A 17,815-nucleotide genomic window follows, 5' to 3' on the forward strand; every position below is an offset into this window, starting at 1 on the left:
AGTGAGTTTTTTCTCAGTAGTACTCATATACTTTTGTGCAAAACTATACCGACTTTCATTTTTAAAAATTTGAAATGGACAAGTTAAAAGTAGAATCATTGGCAATAGGTTTAGTGGAACGTAGTTGGGAGGCTCTCAATAGATGCGACCACGAAAATGCATACCGACTTATTCAGGAGTTTTGTCGTGAATGTACGAATGCTGATTTGCCGATTATAACTGTGCTATGTTGGCTCCAAGCGTATTGCGAATGGGGTATTCGCACTGGCGGTTATAAAGAAGCGCTTGTTATTCTGCACGCCAATATCAAAAGTTTCGAATCGGCCCCAGAATTGAAATTCGAGCTGCTTCTTAATGGAGCCCGGCTGGAATGTATGGACAATCAGATTGGTGTATCTTCCGATTTATCAATAAAGGCACTGGGGCTTGCCGAAGAACTTGGAGATTATTCATTAATAGCCCTGGCTTACATGCAAATTGCTTCGATGTTCGCAAAAAAATATCACGGTTTGTCCATGTATTTCTATCGTAAGGCAGAACGGATTTATGAAGAAGCCAAGGATAGTCATCAAAGGGATATTGTGCGTATGGAGAGGGCTTTCTTAAGCTCTACAGCTTGTAGAATACTAAAGACCTTGCATTCTAATCATAATAATCTTGATAGGTTACAACAAGAAGCGGAAGAGATTATCGCCAAAATCGACTTAAGTAATCTAAACAAATTCGAACAACGACATTTACGATATTACCAGGCGGTCATCTTCAGAGACATCAAAGCTCTGCGCTGTCTTATTGAAGAGATTGAACCGCTTGATGCCCTTCCAGACAAGTGTCGTTATAAGGATATGTTTATCGGGATTTGTATGGAACAGGGTAAATTTGAACTTGTCAATGAAATTGCTGATTCGTTTATCGCGGATAAGAAAGCACTCTACGGAGGAAGTCTGGAAATCGAAGACTTGGCTCAAAAACTTCATCAGGCGATTGAGGCGCGCAAACCCTTGCAGTTTCTCCCAGCCTTCATTCCCAAATCAACTGTTACTGATGCTACATTGCTCGATATTCTAGATAATTACGCACTAATGGATGAGATATGGGAACTTGACAAATCAGTTTTCCGTATGATGTTCCCCGGCGTGCGTCAGGAAGGTCTATTTGAGCCAGTGGTTATGCCAGATGGTATATGTCGTCTCACTCCTCTGGCTCCAGCCTTCAATGTCTATTATCGTGGTCAGTCGCGACAATTCTCTCCCTCGAAGGCATCTTTGTTCAGGAATGGAATGACAGAAGCTGCACGATTTGTAGAGCGTTTGAAATATGTCGAATTTCGAAAAATAATAGAAGAATACCCACTTACAAATTTCTTGCGTAATACAATCGTAGCAACGGCACCTGACAAAAAATCGCATCATATACCATTGGCCATAGACCATCTCGCTCTCGCCCAACACTACGGTATTAAGACTGAGTTGTTAGATATCACCACCGATAAATTCGTTGCTGCGTTCTTCGCCACCACTGATTGTAAGGATGATGTATATACACCTATTGTTGACAACCGCGAAGAAAGAGGAGTGTTGTACCGTTACAGTATACCTCCATGGGAAATGTTTCCCGACAAAGAGCCTCGATTGAGAGCCGTCGGTCTCCAGCCATTTTCACGTCCTGGTGAACAATGTGGAATGGTATATCCGATGAGGGATAACGAGGACTTCGAAAAAGTGGCAACTTCGATAGAAACCTTCCGGCATGACCGTACTGTATCGGAGTTCGTATTCAATTATACTAACCGTGGACGAAAACTATTCCCGGATAGTTCAATTCAGAGTCATGCCACAAAAATAGTCAATTCGACGGTATTTTCCTACGACGCTTTCTGCGCAGTCAAGAAGGAATTTTATACTGACTGTCCAGCAGAACAATTGCTGAATTATATTTCTGAATGCGGCATTACTTTGGTTGAGAATATTGATTTCGGATTTACACAAGATGAAAAAGACGCTTGTACCAAGTATTGGCAAACCAATAGCGACAAATTCCTTTCACGAATCCGAATTCGATGGTGCTACAACGGCCCCATAGAGTTAGATGAATAACAGGAATCGATGAGTGATAAGAATATCTTTTGGGAATGAAGAGGAAGTCGGTATAGCACCATCATCCCCCAACCACATGGCACGTCGGACTTTTGTAGGCAACCTCTACAAAAAGGTGAAAGACCAAACCCCGGTAGGTGCATTGAGTGGACATTCCGTCGGTAGTAAGGCTTTCGTAAGATACCGCGATATAAACGAGAACATAAAGCGTGAGCTTGTCATCGTCATGGGTTATTAATCAGGATAGCACAATTGGCCTCGACCAGTTCAAGGGATAGCATTGGGGATTCATGAAAGTAGCGTTAAACGCAGATTGGAATCTTTGATGTCAGATGGTCTTGTCCGTCATGTTGGACAAGATAACGGAGGTCATTGGAAGGTTGACGAACAATAACATCAAAAATTTCATAATTGAAATTCTAACAATACTCAATCTTTAATCCGGCAATTCGATAGTTCGCGTTGTCGGATTTCTTTTGTCATCGCAAAAAAACAGGTGGTTGCGTGAATGAATTTGCATAAAGATTGTGGTTAAATAGTGTTAATTCAATATTTATAAATCCAGGAGCGTTTCCTAACAAATAATAAAATTAATGTCTGGAATGAAACCCCATTTGCTGCCGGTTTCTTGTAAACATATTCTATTTGTTCCATGAAGTCCCATTGAGCGGAAACGCTATGTAGATATTTGTGAAACCAATATGGTCTTTTGATTTATATATAAATATAATCTCCTTTATTATAGATACTTAAAAGCATTGCAGGACTATTGACAAACCGTTTTTGACATTGTAACTTTGCGAAAAAATCAAACAACTACGCAATCATTTTGCGCTGATAAAATAAAACCGTTTAAAGTTTTAATGTTCTACAACGACCAAAATATAAGTCCAAAACAAACCACGATGGTCATCATGAATATTGATGATCTGCGTGAGGCTTTCAAAGCATGGAACCAGGAACAGATTGAAGCAAACGCGCCTCAGGAAGAAATCTACATCACCGCCAAGGAAGCCGCCAAAATGCTCGGCGTGACCTTATCGACCTTATGGAGATGGGACAATGACAAGTATCTGGAGAAAATCAAGATAGGCAACAAGGTAAGATACCGCCTGTCGGATGTTGAACGCATGATAAAGGGTGCGGTATGACAACCGATTCTATCAAGCTGCTTCCGGCATACTTCGATGAGCCAACTCACAATGATGTGGCATCAGATGAAGAAACCGAGGTGGTGGATGTCGAGTATTCTGACATTCCAGTGGAGCATAATGACCTGTTGAATCAAGACGACAGCGAGTGTCCCTATATTCGAGTCGGAACAGATTATTACCGTGAAGTGTTGCGACCGCAAGCGAATGGTACCACTTGTAAGTGTCTTGTCTATTGGAAGGCTTCGACAATCAAGGCTGACTTCGGAAAGGACTATCTGAATGATGTGCCGAAGTATGACTGCTTCTGTACCGTTCCGAGCCATACCGACTACCACAAGATAATCGGCAACGCCTACAATCTCTATGAGCCAATCTCCCATCAGCCGATGCCGGGAGACTGGAGCGCGATTGACGGCTTGCTTCACCACATCTTCGAGGAGCATTACGAGTATGGTCTTGACTATATCCAGTTGCTGTATCAGATGCCGCTTCAAAAACTTCCGATATTGATATTGGTATCGGAACAACGCAACACCGGCAAAACAACTTTCCTCAATCTGCTAAAGGCAATCTTTCAGGACAACGCGACTTTCAACACCAACGAGGACTTCCGCAGTAAGTTCAATTCCGACTGGGCCGGGAAGCTGCTTATCATGGTTGATGAGGTCTTACTCTCTCGGCGTGAAGACTCCGAGAGACTGAAGAATCTCAGTACGGCAACATCCTACAAGATGGAGTCAAAAGGAAAAGACCGCAACGAGATGGTTTTCTTCGGAAAGTTCGTCCTGTGTTCCAACAATGAGCATTTCCCCATTGTAATCGACCGTGAGGAAGTTCGCTACTGGGTACGCAAGGTTAATTCTCTGGAAACTGATGACCCGTTCTTCATGAAGAAACTTGTGGCACAGATTCCGGCGTTTCTCCACTTCCTTATGCAGAGAGAACTATCGGTGCAATGCGAAAACCGAATGTGGTTCAGTCCTGAAAGACTACGCACAGCCGCTCTCAATCGCATCGTGATTTCCAACCGCTCCAAGATTGAGTTTGAGGTTGCCGAACTGCTGATGGACATCATGGACAGCACTGGCAAATCATCGGTGTCATTCGTTGTGAACGACATCGCCAACTTACTCACCTACCGTAATGTCCGTGCCGACACAAGCGAGATACGCCGTCTCTTGCAAATCTACTGGCACCTCAAGCCGGTATCGAACTCACTTACCTATCGCACCTATTCAGTCGGCATGTACCCTGCGAAGTACACCGCCAAGACCGCTGTCGGCAGATACTACACCGTTACCAAAGATTTTATTTTGAATTTATCTTTATTTTGATGAATTGATGAAAGAATAATTGAAGGGAAAGAAAGTCAGCAAGTTGCAGTGTCGTAGGCTCTCATCAAATGGATTCATGGATATTGAGAAGCCTCCTATTCTTTCCCTTTCATTCAATATTATCTGATGATGAATTGAATTAACCTATAATACTGCGAGTTACACACGCTTTCATCATTTCATCAAATTTCTACCGATTTTAATTTCACAAAACAGTGTATTCCGGACTTCGAGGCCGCTATTGAATAGATGTCGGGAGCATATGGAAAGATGAGGATGGATTGCTTGCAATAAGACCTATGAGGGTATAGCCTAATATACCTTCATGCGAAGGTTGGCGGCTCCGATGCGGAGACTGACCGTGCAAGCACCTCTGTTGTATAATCAATTCCAATCAAACCATAACCAAAAGCACCAATAATTATATGTCTTCACCAAAACAGATGATGGACTTCAAGCCTGTCAAATCAGTCGATGCCAATGTCGGCAACGAACATCAGCGCAACTGGAGCGATGAACTCTTCGAGCGCAAGGCCAAGAATCCCGACCACAACTATGACCGCTCACGCACCGCTTTGAATTTTCAGGTCGGGCCGGGAGGAGTAATAACCACCGTTGATAAATCGCGGCGTATCGGCGACAGGGTCGAGGAGATAATCAAGAAACATCTCCGACCGGATGCCCGAGTAACCGCCATATCCAACCGTGCAGTCATGGTCGTATTCGGCGGCAACCGTGAGCGGATGCGTGAGATGGCTTTCGGTTCCCAAGTGCTGAACGAGTATGAGGAGACCAACGGTCATCTTGTGCGGCAACCTGAAATCGAGCAATGGGCAAAGGACATCTATGGTTTTGTATGCCGTGAATTCGGAGAGGAAAACGTAGCCTCGTTCATCGTCCATCTTGACGAGACGGGACCACATGCGCATTGTGTGTTCGTGCCGTTGACCGCCGACGGACGCCTCTGCTCAAAGGAAGTTCTCGGAGGCAAGAACAAAATCGAGGCGCGGCAGCACATGAGAGACCTGCATACCCGACTTGCCGAAGTGAACCGAAAATACGGTCTTGACCGAGGCGATGACATCCAAGTGACAGGCGCACGCCATCGCTCGACCGCTGAATACAATCGCGACCTTCATCGTGAAAACACCCGGCTCGAAACTCTTATAAGCGACAAGTCTGGGCAGTTGAGCCAACTTGAAGAACAAATCAAGAAGGCCGAAACGCGCGTCAAAGGTCTTACGACTATGATTGCAAATCTCGAAAGGCTGGAAGTCGAACTGAATGACGAGATAGCTCAGTTGGAAATTGACATCGAGAATGGTGCCGGAGATGTTTCCGAATTGCGTTGCCGCATCGCTTCCCTTGAATTCCAGCTTGAATCTACCGGACAGAAACTCGCCGACAAGCGCGACAAGCTCAAACTCGCTGACCGGCAACTCACCGAGCTTCAGGATAAACTTGATGCCCTCAGCAGGAAACGCGACACTGCGCAAAAGAATTTCCACGAGTTCACGGAAAAAAATCAGGAGCAGGTGCGCATGAGGCTGACCGATGCCGTCTTTGCCAGGATAGTTGTCGATGTCCGTTCACTGCTGGACGCTATGCCAACGGAACATAAAGCCGATTTAGACGGCGAGTTCCTGACGGCAATCGCCGAGCAACCCAACGAGATTTTGAAGTGTGCCATGTATCTATTCCTTGGCTATCTCGACGGTGCAACCCAATTCGCCCAGTCATGCGGAGGCGGAGGCGCCTCTTCAGACCTCCCATGGGGACGCAATCCGGATGAAGACGACCGCCGGTTCGCCTACCGCTGCATGATGCAGGCTCACCGAATGATGAAACCCTCTCAGCAAAAACGCACTATGAGCGGCAGACACTAAAAATACTTCTGTTAGTACAGCTTAAATTTCGCAAAAAATGCTTAACTTTGCAATAAATTGGGGGTGGTGCCCAGGGCAACCGCATCAAAATTTGGCTTTAAGCAGCATATCGGTCAAATAGTCGTTGGAAAGGCTCGCTTTGAAGCGCCTTTTCTTTAGACTGCTTTTGTCAACATGCTCTTTTATAACCTGCATAGCCAACTTCCTTATTGTTGAGAGGTTTAGTGACGCATACCCTTTCCTTGCACGGCAGGCATCTTCGAGGAATGTCACATCAAGATTCCAATGCAGTTGATTCTCGATAGACCAATGCCCTCGAGCCAACATATTGAAGTACGCAGCCTTAGGATAATCCTCGTCACTAATGTATCTTCTGACGGCAGTTGCCGTGTGGTCTCCATAGTCAACCGAGGAAGTGACCTCTACCAATGTTTTCAGTCCAGGCCAACGAGCCAATACATCCTTGTCTTCGATTGTATCGGCTTTGAGTATCCGGCAATCGCGTATCTCTATACGTCCGTGGTCGGCATCCATCTGCGAAGCCGAGTCAGTGGGCTTATTGTAGCGGAATGCATCGATTACCTGTTCGTTCAGAGCGCCCTGATTGTCCTTGACGGCAAGGAAGTAATGAGCTTTCCGGTCAAGGATATTCTGAGCGATATTAATCTGTGTACCAATCGCATCTATCGAGATTGTGGCACCTTCGATATCCAGTTTTTCAAGAAGCTGAGGTATGGCGACTATTTCATTTTCCTTGTCTTTGAGACGCTGCTGTCCTACTACAATGTGATTCTCGCTGACATAGGCGTTCACGATATAATCGCCTTTCGAGCCATGCTGTTTAGGCGATGTGCCTCTGAGCTTTTTGCCATCTATGACAACCTGCTTCTCAGCAAGCGTGTCAAGGAACTTCCTGCCATGCTCAACCAGACATCTCTCAATCTCATCGGGATCCACGGCGCTCATCAGCCGCTCGAAAGTGTCAGGTGACGGGCTGCGGTCAGGACGGTCGGCAATAAGACCAAAATCACGTGCCCGATAATAGGCGAACTCGCTCATGTCAACATAATCCTCGCCTCCGCAGATATAGGTCAGCAAAGCGATTGTCAAAAGGTCGGAAAGTGCATACGTGCAACGACCTGTAACTCGATGATCCGGTACTGTCATAAAGATTTCGTTCAGCATAGTCTCGGTGTCTATATTGTTGATTTTCAACCATAAAGATACTAAAAATATATGAGATACACAATTATTACAACACTAAAAATCAGACAATTATCCATTTTTTAGTGCTATAAAATTACTAAGAATTATGACTTCGGATATGCTGGATTCAAAGAATTTCGCCAACATATATCATCGTTGACTCAAAGCAACCGTTACTTATCACACATAATTTTGGTGCGGTTGCCCTGGGGTGGTGCCAATCCATCACCTCGTTTATGAGATCAAATTATAAAAAATCATTATCAAAATGCCTACAAAGCGAAAAAGATTGAAAAATTATCGCATTGGACTAGTTGACGCAGACCTACTTGATAACGGTACCCGTCACCCTAATCTGGTGCTTTTAAAAATCGCTGGCTACCTACATGATAATGGCGTTTTTTTTGAGCTTATCACTACTCCTGATGCTGATATTTCGCAATATGATCTAATTTACATGTCCACAGTATTTACATATACTAAAAAGCCAAAGTTCTACGAGATGGCATATGATAAAGAAAAAAATCAGAAGTTTCGTTGTGGAGGCACTGGTGAATACGCTAATGAAACTAATGTGTCACGTTTCAAAGAACTTCGTGCCGCAGATATGTATCAATTAGAGAATGATTCATTTTTAAGAAAACTAAGAAATCATAGAGGAGGAGTTAGAGTACATGGAATTGATATGGCTAGGCAAATGCCATTTTATGATTTGTATATGCCATTTATTGAAGAGAGAATAGCCAATGGGGAAAAACGCGATAAGTACAAAGATTATTTAAAATATTCCATAGGTTTCTTAACCAGAGGATGTTATCGTCATTGTCCTTTTTGTGTTAATAAATTAGAGAATAACATTTTGCCTTATTCAAAATTAGAATGGTTTAGGGATGAAAAACGCCCCCATATCTATTTTTGGGACGATAATTTTTTGGCTGCGCCATATGAAGTTTGGCATCCCATACTTCAGGAACTGATTGACAAGAAAATTACATTTCAATTTCGTCAAGGTCTTGATGAACGCCAATTGGCAGAAAATGAACATGGCATTGAGATGGCAGAGATGCTTTCCAAAGCGCACTATCACGGCGATTATATTTTTGCATTCGACAATTGGAGAGACCGCAATACAATCGAACGTGCGCTCAAAATATGGAAACGGTGTTGTCCTAAAAAAGGGACAAAGTTCTATCTTTTTTGTGGGTTCAAGTTAACCCCTGAAGATGACAAAAGATTATATAAAGACGTTTGGGAAATCTTTGCTCGCATACATATCCTAATGCAGTATGGTTGTATAGGATATATTATGAGGCATGAAGATTATCGCAATCACGAGTTAGCAAATATTTATGTACAAATTGCGCGATGGTGTAACCAACCTGCTTTCTATAAGAAAATGTCCTTTTGGGAATTTTGTTATAGGAATCAAACCTTTTGGGAAGAACATACATTAGGTAGAGCTGTAACACCACTCAAACCATATGATGAATTTGTCAAGGATTTTGAGGCCGGTTATTATAACACAACAAAAATGTGTCGTCCTCTAAAAACGTTCATATCATTTTTAGAGCGTTTCAAGGAGCACAAAGAAGAATTACTTGCAATGTTTAATTATAAATTAAGTGATTTAATCAATCCCTCTCTTTGGGAAAATAACTAATTACATATGCCAAGACACGAGAATTTAGATATTGATAAAATCCAATTAGATATTAATAATCCTCGGATTAAGAATTATCTTGAGACATACAACCGTGAAACGATTACGGCTGTCCATATTGCATTGGCTCTCTCTTCTAATTCTTCTGCCGAGGCAACAACCTCATTTACATCTCTTCGAGATTCAATTAAGAAATGCGGTGGTATAATTCACCCCATAATTGTATCTTTAGAATCTGATGGTAGCTATGTTGCAATCGAAGGAAATACTCGCTTGCAGATCTATAAAGATTTCAAACGTGATGATACTAATGGCTCTTGGGACACTATTCCTGCGATTGTATATGAAAATCTTTCGTCCGAGAAGAAACATGAAATCAGACTACAATCGCATTTGGTTGGGCCTCGCGCTTGGGATCCATTTTCCAAAGCGAAATATCTCTATGAGTTAAGCGAAGTGGAGCATATGCCCCTTAAACTAATAATCTCTCTTTGCGGTGGTGGCAAAACTGAAATAGAACGAAGTATTGCTGCCTATAAATATATGGTTTCTTATTATCATCCATATGTTAAAACTAAAAGAAACCGGCGTCCTGAGGTCAGAGAGTTCTCAAAGTTCTATGAATTTCAGTCATCAACCGTTCAACACGCAATGATCAGAGCCGGATATGACCTTTCTAAATTCGCTGAATGGGTTGTGGAAGGTAATATTGATACCGCTCAAAGAGTGCGTATCTTGCCAAAGGTTTTATCGCACCCGGAAGCTAAAGCGAAATTCTTGCGGACTAATTTAGGTGAGGCGGAAAAAGTATTAAATGCGGCGGAACTTGACACCGCTGACCTGAGTAAATATCCTTACTACGTTCTCGCGGCTCACCTTTATAGAAAAATTTTTTCGGGAGAACCATCACTTGAGGAAATAAAAAGTTTGGCAGCTCAAGACTCAATCGAAGCAGTTGACAGGCTTTACCAACTTCAATCATTAGACGGCCAACTCAAATTACTTCTTCAAAGCATCCATTCAATCTAAATGGCAGAATCAAGACAACATAAAAATCTCGTAAAATGTATAGTTTCCTATTTGGAGACTATACCCGGTTGCTGTCTTGATTTAGTTGAAGCCGATTTGACTGATTTTAATACTCGTACAACTCGAATTGTAGGTGGTTACTATCCTGATGTTTTCTACAGAGACCGTGATAAAATTATTATTGGAGAAGCTAAGACCGATGCGGATTTATTAACTCCACATACAGACAGGCAATTATCTTCGTACATTGAGGAAGTATTACTTTTCCCAGGCGAAAAGCATATTATCCTAAGTGTGCCATTCCTTTCTTGCAATACGCTTTACAACTATGTAAATCGTAAAATGGAGAAGATACCTGAATGTGGAATTTTCTTTCATCTTATTAATGATATGCAACGGAACGAAATACTATGTCTATAAATTACGATTGCATATTCGATTCTACTGTTACCTTTGAGGCTTTCAAGTATCAAAAGGAGGCCGTTGACGCCATAAAAGATCTTGAATATGGTGCAATCTTTCATGAACAAGGACTTGGTAAAACTAAAATTGCTATTGATATACTATTATATTGGCTCAATAATTCGGTTGACACCGTAATTATTGTAACAAAAAAAACCTTAGTCCTGAATTGGATAACTGAATTCCAAAATCACACTACGTTAACTCCTGAAATTCTAAGTTCCAAAAAAAGCGATAACTACTATATATTTAATAGCCCTGTTCGTGTGATTGTTACTAATTTCGAGACTATAAGTAGTGAAAAGGAGCGAATGAAATTGTTTCTCCAGACTCGTAACGTGGCAATTATAATTGACGAATCTACCAAGATTAAAAACCCGGAGGCAAAACTTACCAAAGATTTTTTTGAGTTGTCACCGTACTTTTCACATCGTATTATAATGACTGGTACTCCCATTGCAAATCGTCCTTATGATATTTGGGCACAAATATACTTTCTTGATATGGGTAAAAGCCTTGGCTCTGATTTTAACGCTTTCAGAACTAACTGTGACTTGACTAATGATTTGGATTCTGATAAGAATAAAGCTGTCACATTTGAAAAAAGTGTTTCAAGCATATTTTCTAAAATTCGGAATTTCACTGTTCGTGAGACAAAGAACAGTGGAATCATTACACTCCCCAAAAAGAATTATCATACTATATTAGTACCATTTGAGGATCGACAACGGAATATGTATGAATCGCTTTGCGAAGAAATGCAGATTTCAGTAGTAAAAGGAGATGAAACAATTCTCGATGAATCCCCGGAGGCTATAAAGAGGCTTCTTAGGTTAGTTCAAATTACCTCTAATCCGGCACTATTAGACGACTCATATACATACACTTCTGCTAAACAAAAAAAGTTAGAAGAACTAATTAGGGATATTCAGTTAATGGCTAACTGATTATTTGGCAGAGTTATAGATATTTTGTAACTTTACAAAGAACCCCCGATGAACCCATCACGGGCTTATTCGGGGGTAATTCTTAAAAATAAATGTTCGTGAAGTTACGGAAAATATCTGAGATTACGGCCACGTTGCCGTTTACCGAGTTCGATTTTATGCAAAAATATCGCGAGAGTTTTGCCGTAAGCGAGCTCGGGCGCATCCATGCGCAACTGCCATTGAAGGAGCTGGCAGAGAAAATCCGCTCGCATTTTCCCAAAACGCATCCTCAAGGCAACACGCCGATGTTCCCGCCGGAGGGAGAGGTGGCGCTGATGTTCCTCAAACCATATACCGGACAATCGGATGACGGCCTGATCGAGATGCTCAACGGCAACATACACATGCAGATGTTCTGCGGGGTGCTCATAGATCCCGCCAAGCCCATAAAGAACGGCAAGATAGTCAGTGCTATCCGTCAGCGCATAGCCGGAGTTCTGGACATCAGAGAACTGCAGAAAATCCTGTATGGCAAATGGGGCGGCTCGCTGAGAAACAAGGATTTGTGTCTGACCGATGCCACCTGCTACGAGAGCCATCTGCGGTTCCCGACAGATGTAAAACTGTTGTGGGAATGCTGCGAGTGGCTTCAATCTCTAATTGCAAAGACCTGTAAGGCGCTGAAGGAACGGCTGCCGCGCAACAAGTATCGTGATATTGACCGCGCCAGACTCACCTATGCCAAGCATCGCAAACACAGCTGTATCTAACATTTGAAAAGGGACCCGGATAGCATTTGAAAAGGGGACCACCCGGGATGGGGATGCAAAGATAATTATATTTGTTGAGTCATCATTTCCTGAGTTTCTTTCATGCGGTATGATTTGCCTGTCATGTTAAGCAGTATAGCCTTGTGGGTCAGGCGGTCTACCATTGCGGTGACCAGTACTTTGTCGTCAATAATCTCGTTCCAGCGGTTGAAGGCGAGATTGGTTGTGACGACGGTCGTCTTCTTGTCGGTGCGGAGGGAGAGATGGTTAAAGAACATCTCTGCGCCGGCCTTGTCGCAGGGACGTATCCGAACTCATCACAGATGACCATGTCGTATCTCTCGAACTTGTTTTCCAGCGACCGGAGTGTCAAAGCGTTGCGGCACTCGCGTATCTGCGTGAGCAGTCTTGGCACGGATGTGAACAGCACCGAGTGTCCGGCATTACATGCGGCGATACCGAGAGCTGTCGCCAGATGAGTCTTGCCTGTTCCGGGATTGCCGTATAGAATGAGGTTGCGTCCGTTTTTGATGAAGTCGAGTGTCTCGAGTGTCGGGAGCGCTTTCCGGGCATCGGCGGGCAGAGCGTCGGTGTCGATTTCGTTAAGATAGCGAAGTTGCGGGAACCCTGCGTTTTTGATGCGGTGACGGCGCTGGTTTTCAGAGCGGTTCTCTTTTTCGCGCCGGAGCAGTTCGGCTGTAAACCGCCATAGGTTCCATTGTTCGTCGGCGCTCTGCTGTATAAGCAGGTCGATGTCGCGCCGCACAAGCGGGAGTTTAAGGTCGAAAGCGCATGAGCGAATGAGCTCCCGAAGTCCGTCACGGTCTGTTTCATGTATGTCTGTCATTGTCATTCAGTGTATTGGTTGTTTTTTGGGGGGGTATTCAGTCTGCCTGCGATGCGCGGGTATATTCCATAAATGATGAAAGCATGTCAAGGGTATGGCTTGCCGAACTTTCTATTTCAGCCTGTTGCGGGTCGGGAACGTTCGTTGCCGCGATATCGGCGGTTGACTGCATATGTCCTTCCGCCGAGATCATCTGAGCCTGTATCTGTTCAGATGAGAGGCGCTGGAGCCCGCGGGACGAAAGACTTGTGGCGGCACGGACGATGTCAGTGTATGCCAGATTGTTGTCGCGGGTGAACACAAGCAGTTCTATGAAGCTTCGCGGAGACTCGCGGAAGTGTTCGCGGTAAAGCGCCGCCACCGACGGATGTACCTGTTGCAGAGCCACAGACCGCCCCAGAGCGGCCGGTTTGCGCAGGAATGTACCCAGATAATGCATCAGGTCGATGACCCAGTCGCCGGAGCGTCGGCTTCGGGCATGATTGGCCACCTTGTCGCGTCCGTAAAGCACCACGATGCGCTCGGAATACAGCTTTACCGCCACCTGCGAGCCCACCAGACGGTCGGGCACAGAGTAGTGCACTCCGTCAACGGTTATCGTTGAATACTTTCCGACGCGGTACAGCCGCTGCTCGAAGCAGCCGATGTCACCGTGGTCCAACGGACGTAGCGCCGCCAGATCGGCCTGTATGCGCAGGCGTTTTTCTTCCGCCGACATGTTGGACGCCTCTGTGTTGAGCCTGTCGCAGACTGCCGCCAGATGCGTCTGCGCGGCATCCAGGGAGTCAAACCGGACCTCGAACGAGAATGCACGACGCCGGATATATTCCACCGAACGTTCCACCTTGCCTTTTTCCCATCCCGAGCGAGGGTTGCAGAAATGGGGTGTGAAACAGTAGTGTACCTCCATGCGCAGCAGCGCATCCGTGTGCTCGCGGTCGCGCCCGAGGAACTTCTTTACGGCGGTACGCATGTTGTCATAGGCCATCACGCGCGGGGTGCCCCCCAACTCCCGGAAGCAGTTGCGGTGGGCTTCCATAAGAGCCAGGGTATCTTCGCGCGAAAACAGATATGCCTTGCGCATATTGCTGTGGTCGAGGGTGAATACCGCCATGTGAAGGCGAGTCCTGACTCCACCGATCCACAGGGTAAGCACGCCCCAGTCGAACTCGCAACGGAATCCAGGCTCATAGTCCTGACGGATATATGCCTTTGCAGGCTTTTCTTGCGACTTCGGCGCTGCCTCCAGCGCACGGACATACTGACATACTGTGGAATAGGCGATACGCACGCCATCGTCCTGAAGACGTCGCCACATATCGAGCTTGCGCATCTGCTGCTTGTGCAATCCGGCAGCGACGTTCTCCCGGTTGCGGGCGATAAAACCATCGATGCGACGGCGGACATCATCGGTCACAACACGCCTGACGCGTCCGCTGCTGTCATACTTCGGCCTGGTCAGCAGATAATCGTCAACCTCCCGCTCTGTCGGTGACGGGCCGGCCTCTCTCTCGAACTCGCGCAGATACTTGCGCACGGTCTTGCGGCTCATGCCGTTGCGGCGCGCTATCTCGCGGATGCTCATCCCCTCGCGGCGATGAGACAGAATAATGGATGTTTTTTCCTCCATGTGTAGCATTTTGTGGAATCGTTGATGTCGTTCTTTCTAATCAACGATATCCGGTTGAACTTACCCATGGGGTGGGTCCCTTTTCAATTGCTCTACCTGGGTCCCTTTTCAAATGTTAGATGCACGTTAAGACACTTGGAGTCAATCTCTTTGATCTGTTGTGTAGTCATAATTTCGTCCTTTAAGATTAAATGAATCAGGTCTGCCGTTTTTTTTCAAGTGTTGCGTATCCGGCACGCTCCCTCACATCGTAAAGAGAGAGGAAAAAACGCCGCCCGTTACGCTCCGCTTTCAGGGAGCCGTCATGTATCGCGTCGCGTACACGCTGGTCTGAACAGTGCATGATCTCCGCCGCCTCACGCACGGTTATCTTTCTGTCGGGAGGCACCGGTGCGGTGATGTTCCGCTTTATCTCTTCAAGGGTGTTCTCAATCCTTGTGAGCCTCATTGTTATGCGTCTGTCTTCACTCATAGTCGTATCCGTTTTATAAGCTGTTTGACATTTTTTCTTTTAGCAACCATTAGCTATGTTTAGAAAAATGATTATCTTTGCAATTAGAAATAATTAATCTAAATTAGGTAGTTGCATTAACACTAACAAACTAATTGTACTAAATGATTGTTTGAAGTGTTATTATTGGAAATACCTAATCAAATTTATTATAAAATATAAACATGAGTTTATGGACAACATAAGAAATAGGGTGAGACAGGCGATGGAATGGCTGAAAGACAACAGGCTGTTCAACTCCAACCGTGTCATTGCGGAAAAGATGGGCTACAATCCCAGTGTCGTGTCACAGGTGATAACCGGCAAATCCAAAGTGACGGAACGCTTTGTCAAAAGCCTGTGCAGCATATACCAGCCCCTGAGTTTCGATTGGATATGGAACGGGAATGGGAACATGATACAGGAGACAGTTCCACGACAGCCGGAAGCGGATCCGGAGCCGCCGCAGATGGACCGCTTCTCATATATCCTCGCTGACATGGCTGAGATCATAAAGAACATGACGGCCTTCATGGGGCCGATGAATAACCGGCTTGAACGTCTGGAAAAGAGGATTGATGAACAGGCGAAGGAGATAGAACGGCTACGCTCTGAACTGTCTGCAAAAGAGAAAGCCGCCACCTCCCGGAAGAAGTGACGGCTGCACCCATGTTAAGGTAGAGATTATTTAAGTTTACCGAAGCCCTGTATGACGCTCGTCTGAAGCACATGGGCGTATTTCTCGGTCATTGCCACGTTGGAGTGGGCGAGCATCTTGCTCACAGTCTCGATACCCACGCCTTTTGTCAACGCCCACGTTGCAAACGTGTGGCGGCCTACGTGCATTGTCAGGTTGATGTGCAGACTGGCAAGGTTGGCGATTATCTTCAACTGGTCGTTGCATTTCTGGTTGCTCATCAGATTGAGGTTGTAGTTGTACTTTTTCAATATGGCTATCGCCTTAGGCAACAGCACAATCGTATAGGGCATACCGGTTTTCATACGCTTGTCTCGTATGCAGTAGTCCTCGCCCTGCCTGAACACGTCCGACTTCTTGATCTTCACAAGGTCGGAGTACGCCAGCCCTGTGTAGCATGAGAAGATAAACATATCGCGCACTTTCTCGGTCATGCCGTAGAGTTCAAGGGCTTCCACGCGATCACGTTCCTCTTCGGTAAGGAATTTTATGCCCTCCGATTTTCCACGCGAAATCCTCATGCCGTCGTATGGGTTGGACTCCAGCTTCTCAAACTGTATCGCCTCCACGATATAGGGTTTGAGGCGTTTGTGATAGCCGTGAACCGATGCCTGGGCTGTCACACGCTTGCGTATGAAATCGTCCCATAGTCTGATATTCTTCGGGGTGAGGTCGCTGAAAAAGCGTATCAGCCCGAAGTCGCGCAGGCAGTTGAGCATGACCTTGTGCTGCTTGCGTGTTGACTCCGTGACAGGGCGCATGTCGATACGTTCCTCCAGCCAGTCGAGGAAACTTGCCGACGAACCCTGCAACTTTGTTTTCTTGACCTTTTTGAGAAGCGACAGGTCGTATTCGCCCTTTGTCGAAGCTATGGACGACATCTTCTCATGGATACCGTCATAGACACGGCGTATCTGTTCGTTCAGATGGTCGGCCTGAGGGTGGTTGACTACCTCCTTGCCGCTCCACTGCTGTTTTAGGACAGCGACGCCGGTGGAGAGACGGACGCGCTCACGGTTGTACGACACCTCAATCTCAACGGTGCCGGGGTTGACGGCCGATGCCTTCTTGCGGCGGTCGAAAACAATCTTAATCTGTGGTATTCCTGCCATAAGTAAAAGATTTTAAGAATGATACATTAAAATTTCTCGTGATGTGGTACACGAAAAAGCGTGTACCACAAATTCCGGGAAATGTACCACACGTGTACCACATACCATTCCAACGCATACGGCAACGAGGCTGTTGCACGCCCCGAATCTTTTGGAAACATTTAGCACAAAATAGCAAATATCAGAGAGTTGGCACTCTGAACAGGCTCCGGTCGCTATGGCAAGACCGGGGCAGGAGACAATGGCTGATATTTGATGGAAAAGCTGGTACATTTGTGGTACTTTTTTGTGGTACATCCACGAAATTTGTACCAAAGATAATGTGCTAATTCCGAACTAACAAATGCTAACTTTGGCTATCGGCAGGAATTATTGTTTGTGCTAAATCTTTCTAAATCAAGATTTTATAAAATTGCTAACACTTGCACATCAGTCACTTACAGGCATGAAAAAAGGGCCACATAATTGTGACCCTTCTGTGATCCGCCTGGGGTTGGCGAATCTTATGCTTTG

General features: G+C 45.2%; 15 protein-coding genes and 1 pseudogene. 11 read left to right on the top strand and 5 right to left on the bottom strand.

Translation table 11 applies throughout. From position 1 onward, the window contains the following. Nucleotides 1-74: 74 nt before the first annotated feature. The 5 genes from ADH68_RS11250 to mobV all read left to right on the top strand — a co-directional run bounded on the left by ADH68_RS11250 (nt 75) and on the right by mobV (nt 6,470). The gene (locus ADH68_RS11250) at nt 75-2,096 is read left to right on the top strand and encodes an FRG domain-containing protein (protein WP_068960731.1); all 2,022 of its coding nucleotides are present in this window, start codon (nt 75-77) and stop codon (nt 2,094-2,096) included. Nucleotides 2,097-2,172: 76 nt separating this feature from the next. Beyond that, on the top strand, nt 2,173-2,334 hold the full coding sequence (locus tag ADH68_RS13965; RefSeq protein ID WP_157517401.1) for a hypothetical protein: 162 nt from the start codon (nt 2,173-2,175) through the stop codon (nt 2,332-2,334). A gap of 676 nt (nt 2,335-3,010) precedes the next feature. After that, nucleotides 3,011-3,247, top strand: a complete 237-nt coding sequence (locus ADH68_RS11255) for a helix-turn-helix domain-containing protein (protein WP_232321506.1) — start codon at nt 3,011-3,013, stop codon at nt 3,245-3,247. After that, nucleotides 3,244-4,584, top strand: coding sequence for a primase-helicase family protein (locus ADH68_RS11260; RefSeq protein WP_232321504.1), 1,341 nt, complete (start codon nt 3,244-3,246; stop codon nt 4,582-4,584). The genes ADH68_RS11255 and ADH68_RS11260 overlap by 4 nt, the downstream gene beginning before the upstream one ends. A gap of 425 nt (nt 4,585-5,009) precedes the next feature. Then, nucleotides 5,010-6,470: a MobV family relaxase gene (gene mobV, locus ADH68_RS11265; RefSeq protein WP_068960730.1), complete on the top strand. Its 1,461-nt coding sequence runs from the start codon at nt 5,010-5,012 to the stop codon at nt 6,468-6,470. A gap of 84 nt (nt 6,471-6,554) precedes the next feature. Here the strand turns inward: mobV and ADH68_RS11270 are convergent, their stop codons facing one another. Further along, complete coding sequence (locus ADH68_RS11270; RefSeq protein ID WP_235606677.1) at nt 6,555-7,637, bottom strand: ISAs1 family transposase; 1,083 nt, start codon at nt 7,635-7,637, stop codon at nt 6,555-6,557. 307 nt (nt 7,638-7,944) lie between these two features. Here ADH68_RS11270 and ADH68_RS11275 point away from each other — a divergent pair, with 307 nt between their 5' ends. From ADH68_RS11275 to ADH68_RS11295, 5 genes are all read left to right on the top strand, one after another. Further along, the gene (locus ADH68_RS11275; protein ID WP_068960729.1) at nt 7,945-9,336 is read left to right on the top strand and encodes a radical SAM protein; all 1,392 of its coding nucleotides are present in this window, start codon (nt 7,945-7,947) and stop codon (nt 9,334-9,336) included. A gap of 6 nt (nt 9,337-9,342) precedes the next feature. After that, nucleotides 9,343-10,365 (top strand): ParB N-terminal domain-containing protein, encoded by a 1,023-nt coding sequence (locus ADH68_RS11280; protein ID WP_068960728.1) that lies wholly within the window; start codon nt 9,343-9,345, stop codon nt 10,363-10,365. Then, the gene (locus tag ADH68_RS11285) at nt 10,366-10,785 is read left to right on the top strand and encodes a hypothetical protein (protein ID WP_068960727.1); all 420 of its coding nucleotides are present in this window, start codon (nt 10,366-10,368) and stop codon (nt 10,783-10,785) included. After that, entirely contained in the window at nt 10,776-11,774 is a 999-nt protein-coding gene (locus ADH68_RS11290) for an SNF2-related protein (protein WP_068960726.1), read from the top strand. Before ADH68_RS11285 ends, ADH68_RS11290 begins: the two co-directional genes overlap by 10 nt. A gap of 98 nt (nt 11,775-11,872) precedes the next feature. Beyond that, nucleotides 11,873-12,526 carry a transposase gene (locus ADH68_RS11295; RefSeq protein WP_232321502.1) on the top strand — a complete coding sequence of 218 codons (654 nt, stop codon included), beginning with the start codon at nt 11,873-11,875 and terminating at the stop codon, nt 12,524-12,526. 65 nt (nt 12,527-12,591) lie between these two features. Here ADH68_RS11295 and istB read toward each other — a convergent pair. From istB to ADH68_RS11310, 3 genes and pseudogenes are all read right to left on the bottom strand, one after another. After that, nucleotides 12,592-13,373, bottom strand: a pseudogene (gene istB / locus ADH68_RS11300) (IS21-like element helper ATPase IstB). A 37-nt stretch (nt 13,374-13,410) separates the two neighbouring features. Beyond that, entirely contained in the window at nt 13,411-15,012 is a 1,602-nt protein-coding gene (gene istA / locus ADH68_RS11305) for an IS21 family transposase (protein WP_068959738.1), read from the bottom strand. 187 nt (nt 15,013-15,199) lie between these two features. Beyond that, a complete protein-coding gene (locus ADH68_RS11310; protein ID WP_016278656.1) occupies nt 15,200-15,475 on the bottom strand; it encodes an excisionase family DNA-binding protein in 276 nt (91 codons plus the stop codon). A gap of 211 nt (nt 15,476-15,686) precedes the next feature. Between ADH68_RS11310 and ADH68_RS11315 the strand changes: the two genes are divergently transcribed. After that, nucleotides 15,687-16,151, top strand: coding sequence for a TMF family protein (locus tag ADH68_RS11315; protein ID WP_016278655.1), 465 nt, complete (start codon nt 15,687-15,689; stop codon nt 16,149-16,151). A gap of 26 nt (nt 16,152-16,177) precedes the next feature. On the opposite strand, the gene ADH68_RS11320 is transcribed toward ADH68_RS11315, so the two are convergent. Next, complete coding sequence (locus ADH68_RS11320; RefSeq protein ID WP_068960723.1) at nt 16,178-17,302, bottom strand: site-specific integrase; 1,125 nt, start codon at nt 17,300-17,302, stop codon at nt 16,178-16,180. Nucleotides 17,303-17,815 lie beyond the last annotated feature (513 nt).

Origin of the sequence: Muribaculum intestinale, assembly GCF_002201515.1 — a bacterium.
In the GTDB taxonomy this organism is placed as follows: domain Bacteria; phylum Bacteroidota; class Bacteroidia; order Bacteroidales; family Muribaculaceae; genus Muribaculum; species Muribaculum intestinale.

Coding starts and splice junctions, on each gene's coding strand:
- ADH68_RS11250 (WP_068960731.1), top strand. CDS start 75: ATGGACAAGTTAAAAGTAGAATCATTGGCAATAGGTTTAGTGGAACGT.
- ADH68_RS13965 (WP_157517401.1), top strand. CDS start 2,173: ATGGCACGTCGGACTTTTGTAGGCAACCTCTACAAAAAGGTGAAAGAC.
- ADH68_RS11255 (WP_232321506.1), top strand. CDS start 3,011: ATGAATATTGATGATCTGCGTGAGGCTTTCAAAGCATGGAACCAGGAA.
- ADH68_RS11260 (WP_232321504.1), top strand. CDS start 3,244: ATGACAACCGATTCTATCAAGCTGCTTCCGGCATACTTCGATGAGCCA.
- mobV (WP_068960730.1), top strand. CDS start 5,010: ATGTCTTCACCAAAACAGATGATGGACTTCAAGCCTGTCAAATCAGTC.
- ADH68_RS11270 (WP_235606677.1), bottom strand. CDS start 7,637: ATGACAGTACCGGATCATCGAGTTACAGGTCGTTGCACGTATGCACTT.
- ADH68_RS11275 (WP_068960729.1), top strand. CDS start 7,945: ATGCCTACAAAGCGAAAAAGATTGAAAAATTATCGCATTGGACTAGTT.
- ADH68_RS11280 (WP_068960728.1), top strand. CDS start 9,343: ATGCCAAGACACGAGAATTTAGATATTGATAAAATCCAATTAGATATT.
- ADH68_RS11285 (WP_068960727.1), top strand. CDS start 10,366: ATGGCAGAATCAAGACAACATAAAAATCTCGTAAAATGTATAGTTTCC.
- ADH68_RS11290 (WP_068960726.1), top strand. CDS start 10,776: ATGTCTATAAATTACGATTGCATATTCGATTCTACTGTTACCTTTGAG.
- istA (WP_068959738.1), bottom strand. CDS start 15,012: ATGCTACACATGGAGGAAAAAACATCCATTATTCTGTCTCATCGCCGC.
- ADH68_RS11310 (WP_016278656.1), bottom strand. CDS start 15,475: ATGAGTGAAGACAGACGCATAACAATGAGGCTCACAAGGATTGAGAAC.
- ADH68_RS11315 (WP_016278655.1), top strand. CDS start 15,687: ATGGACAACATAAGAAATAGGGTGAGACAGGCGATGGAATGGCTGAAA.
- ADH68_RS11320 (WP_068960723.1), bottom strand. CDS start 17,302: ATGGCAGGAATACCACAGATTAAGATTGTTTTCGACCGCCGCAAGAAG.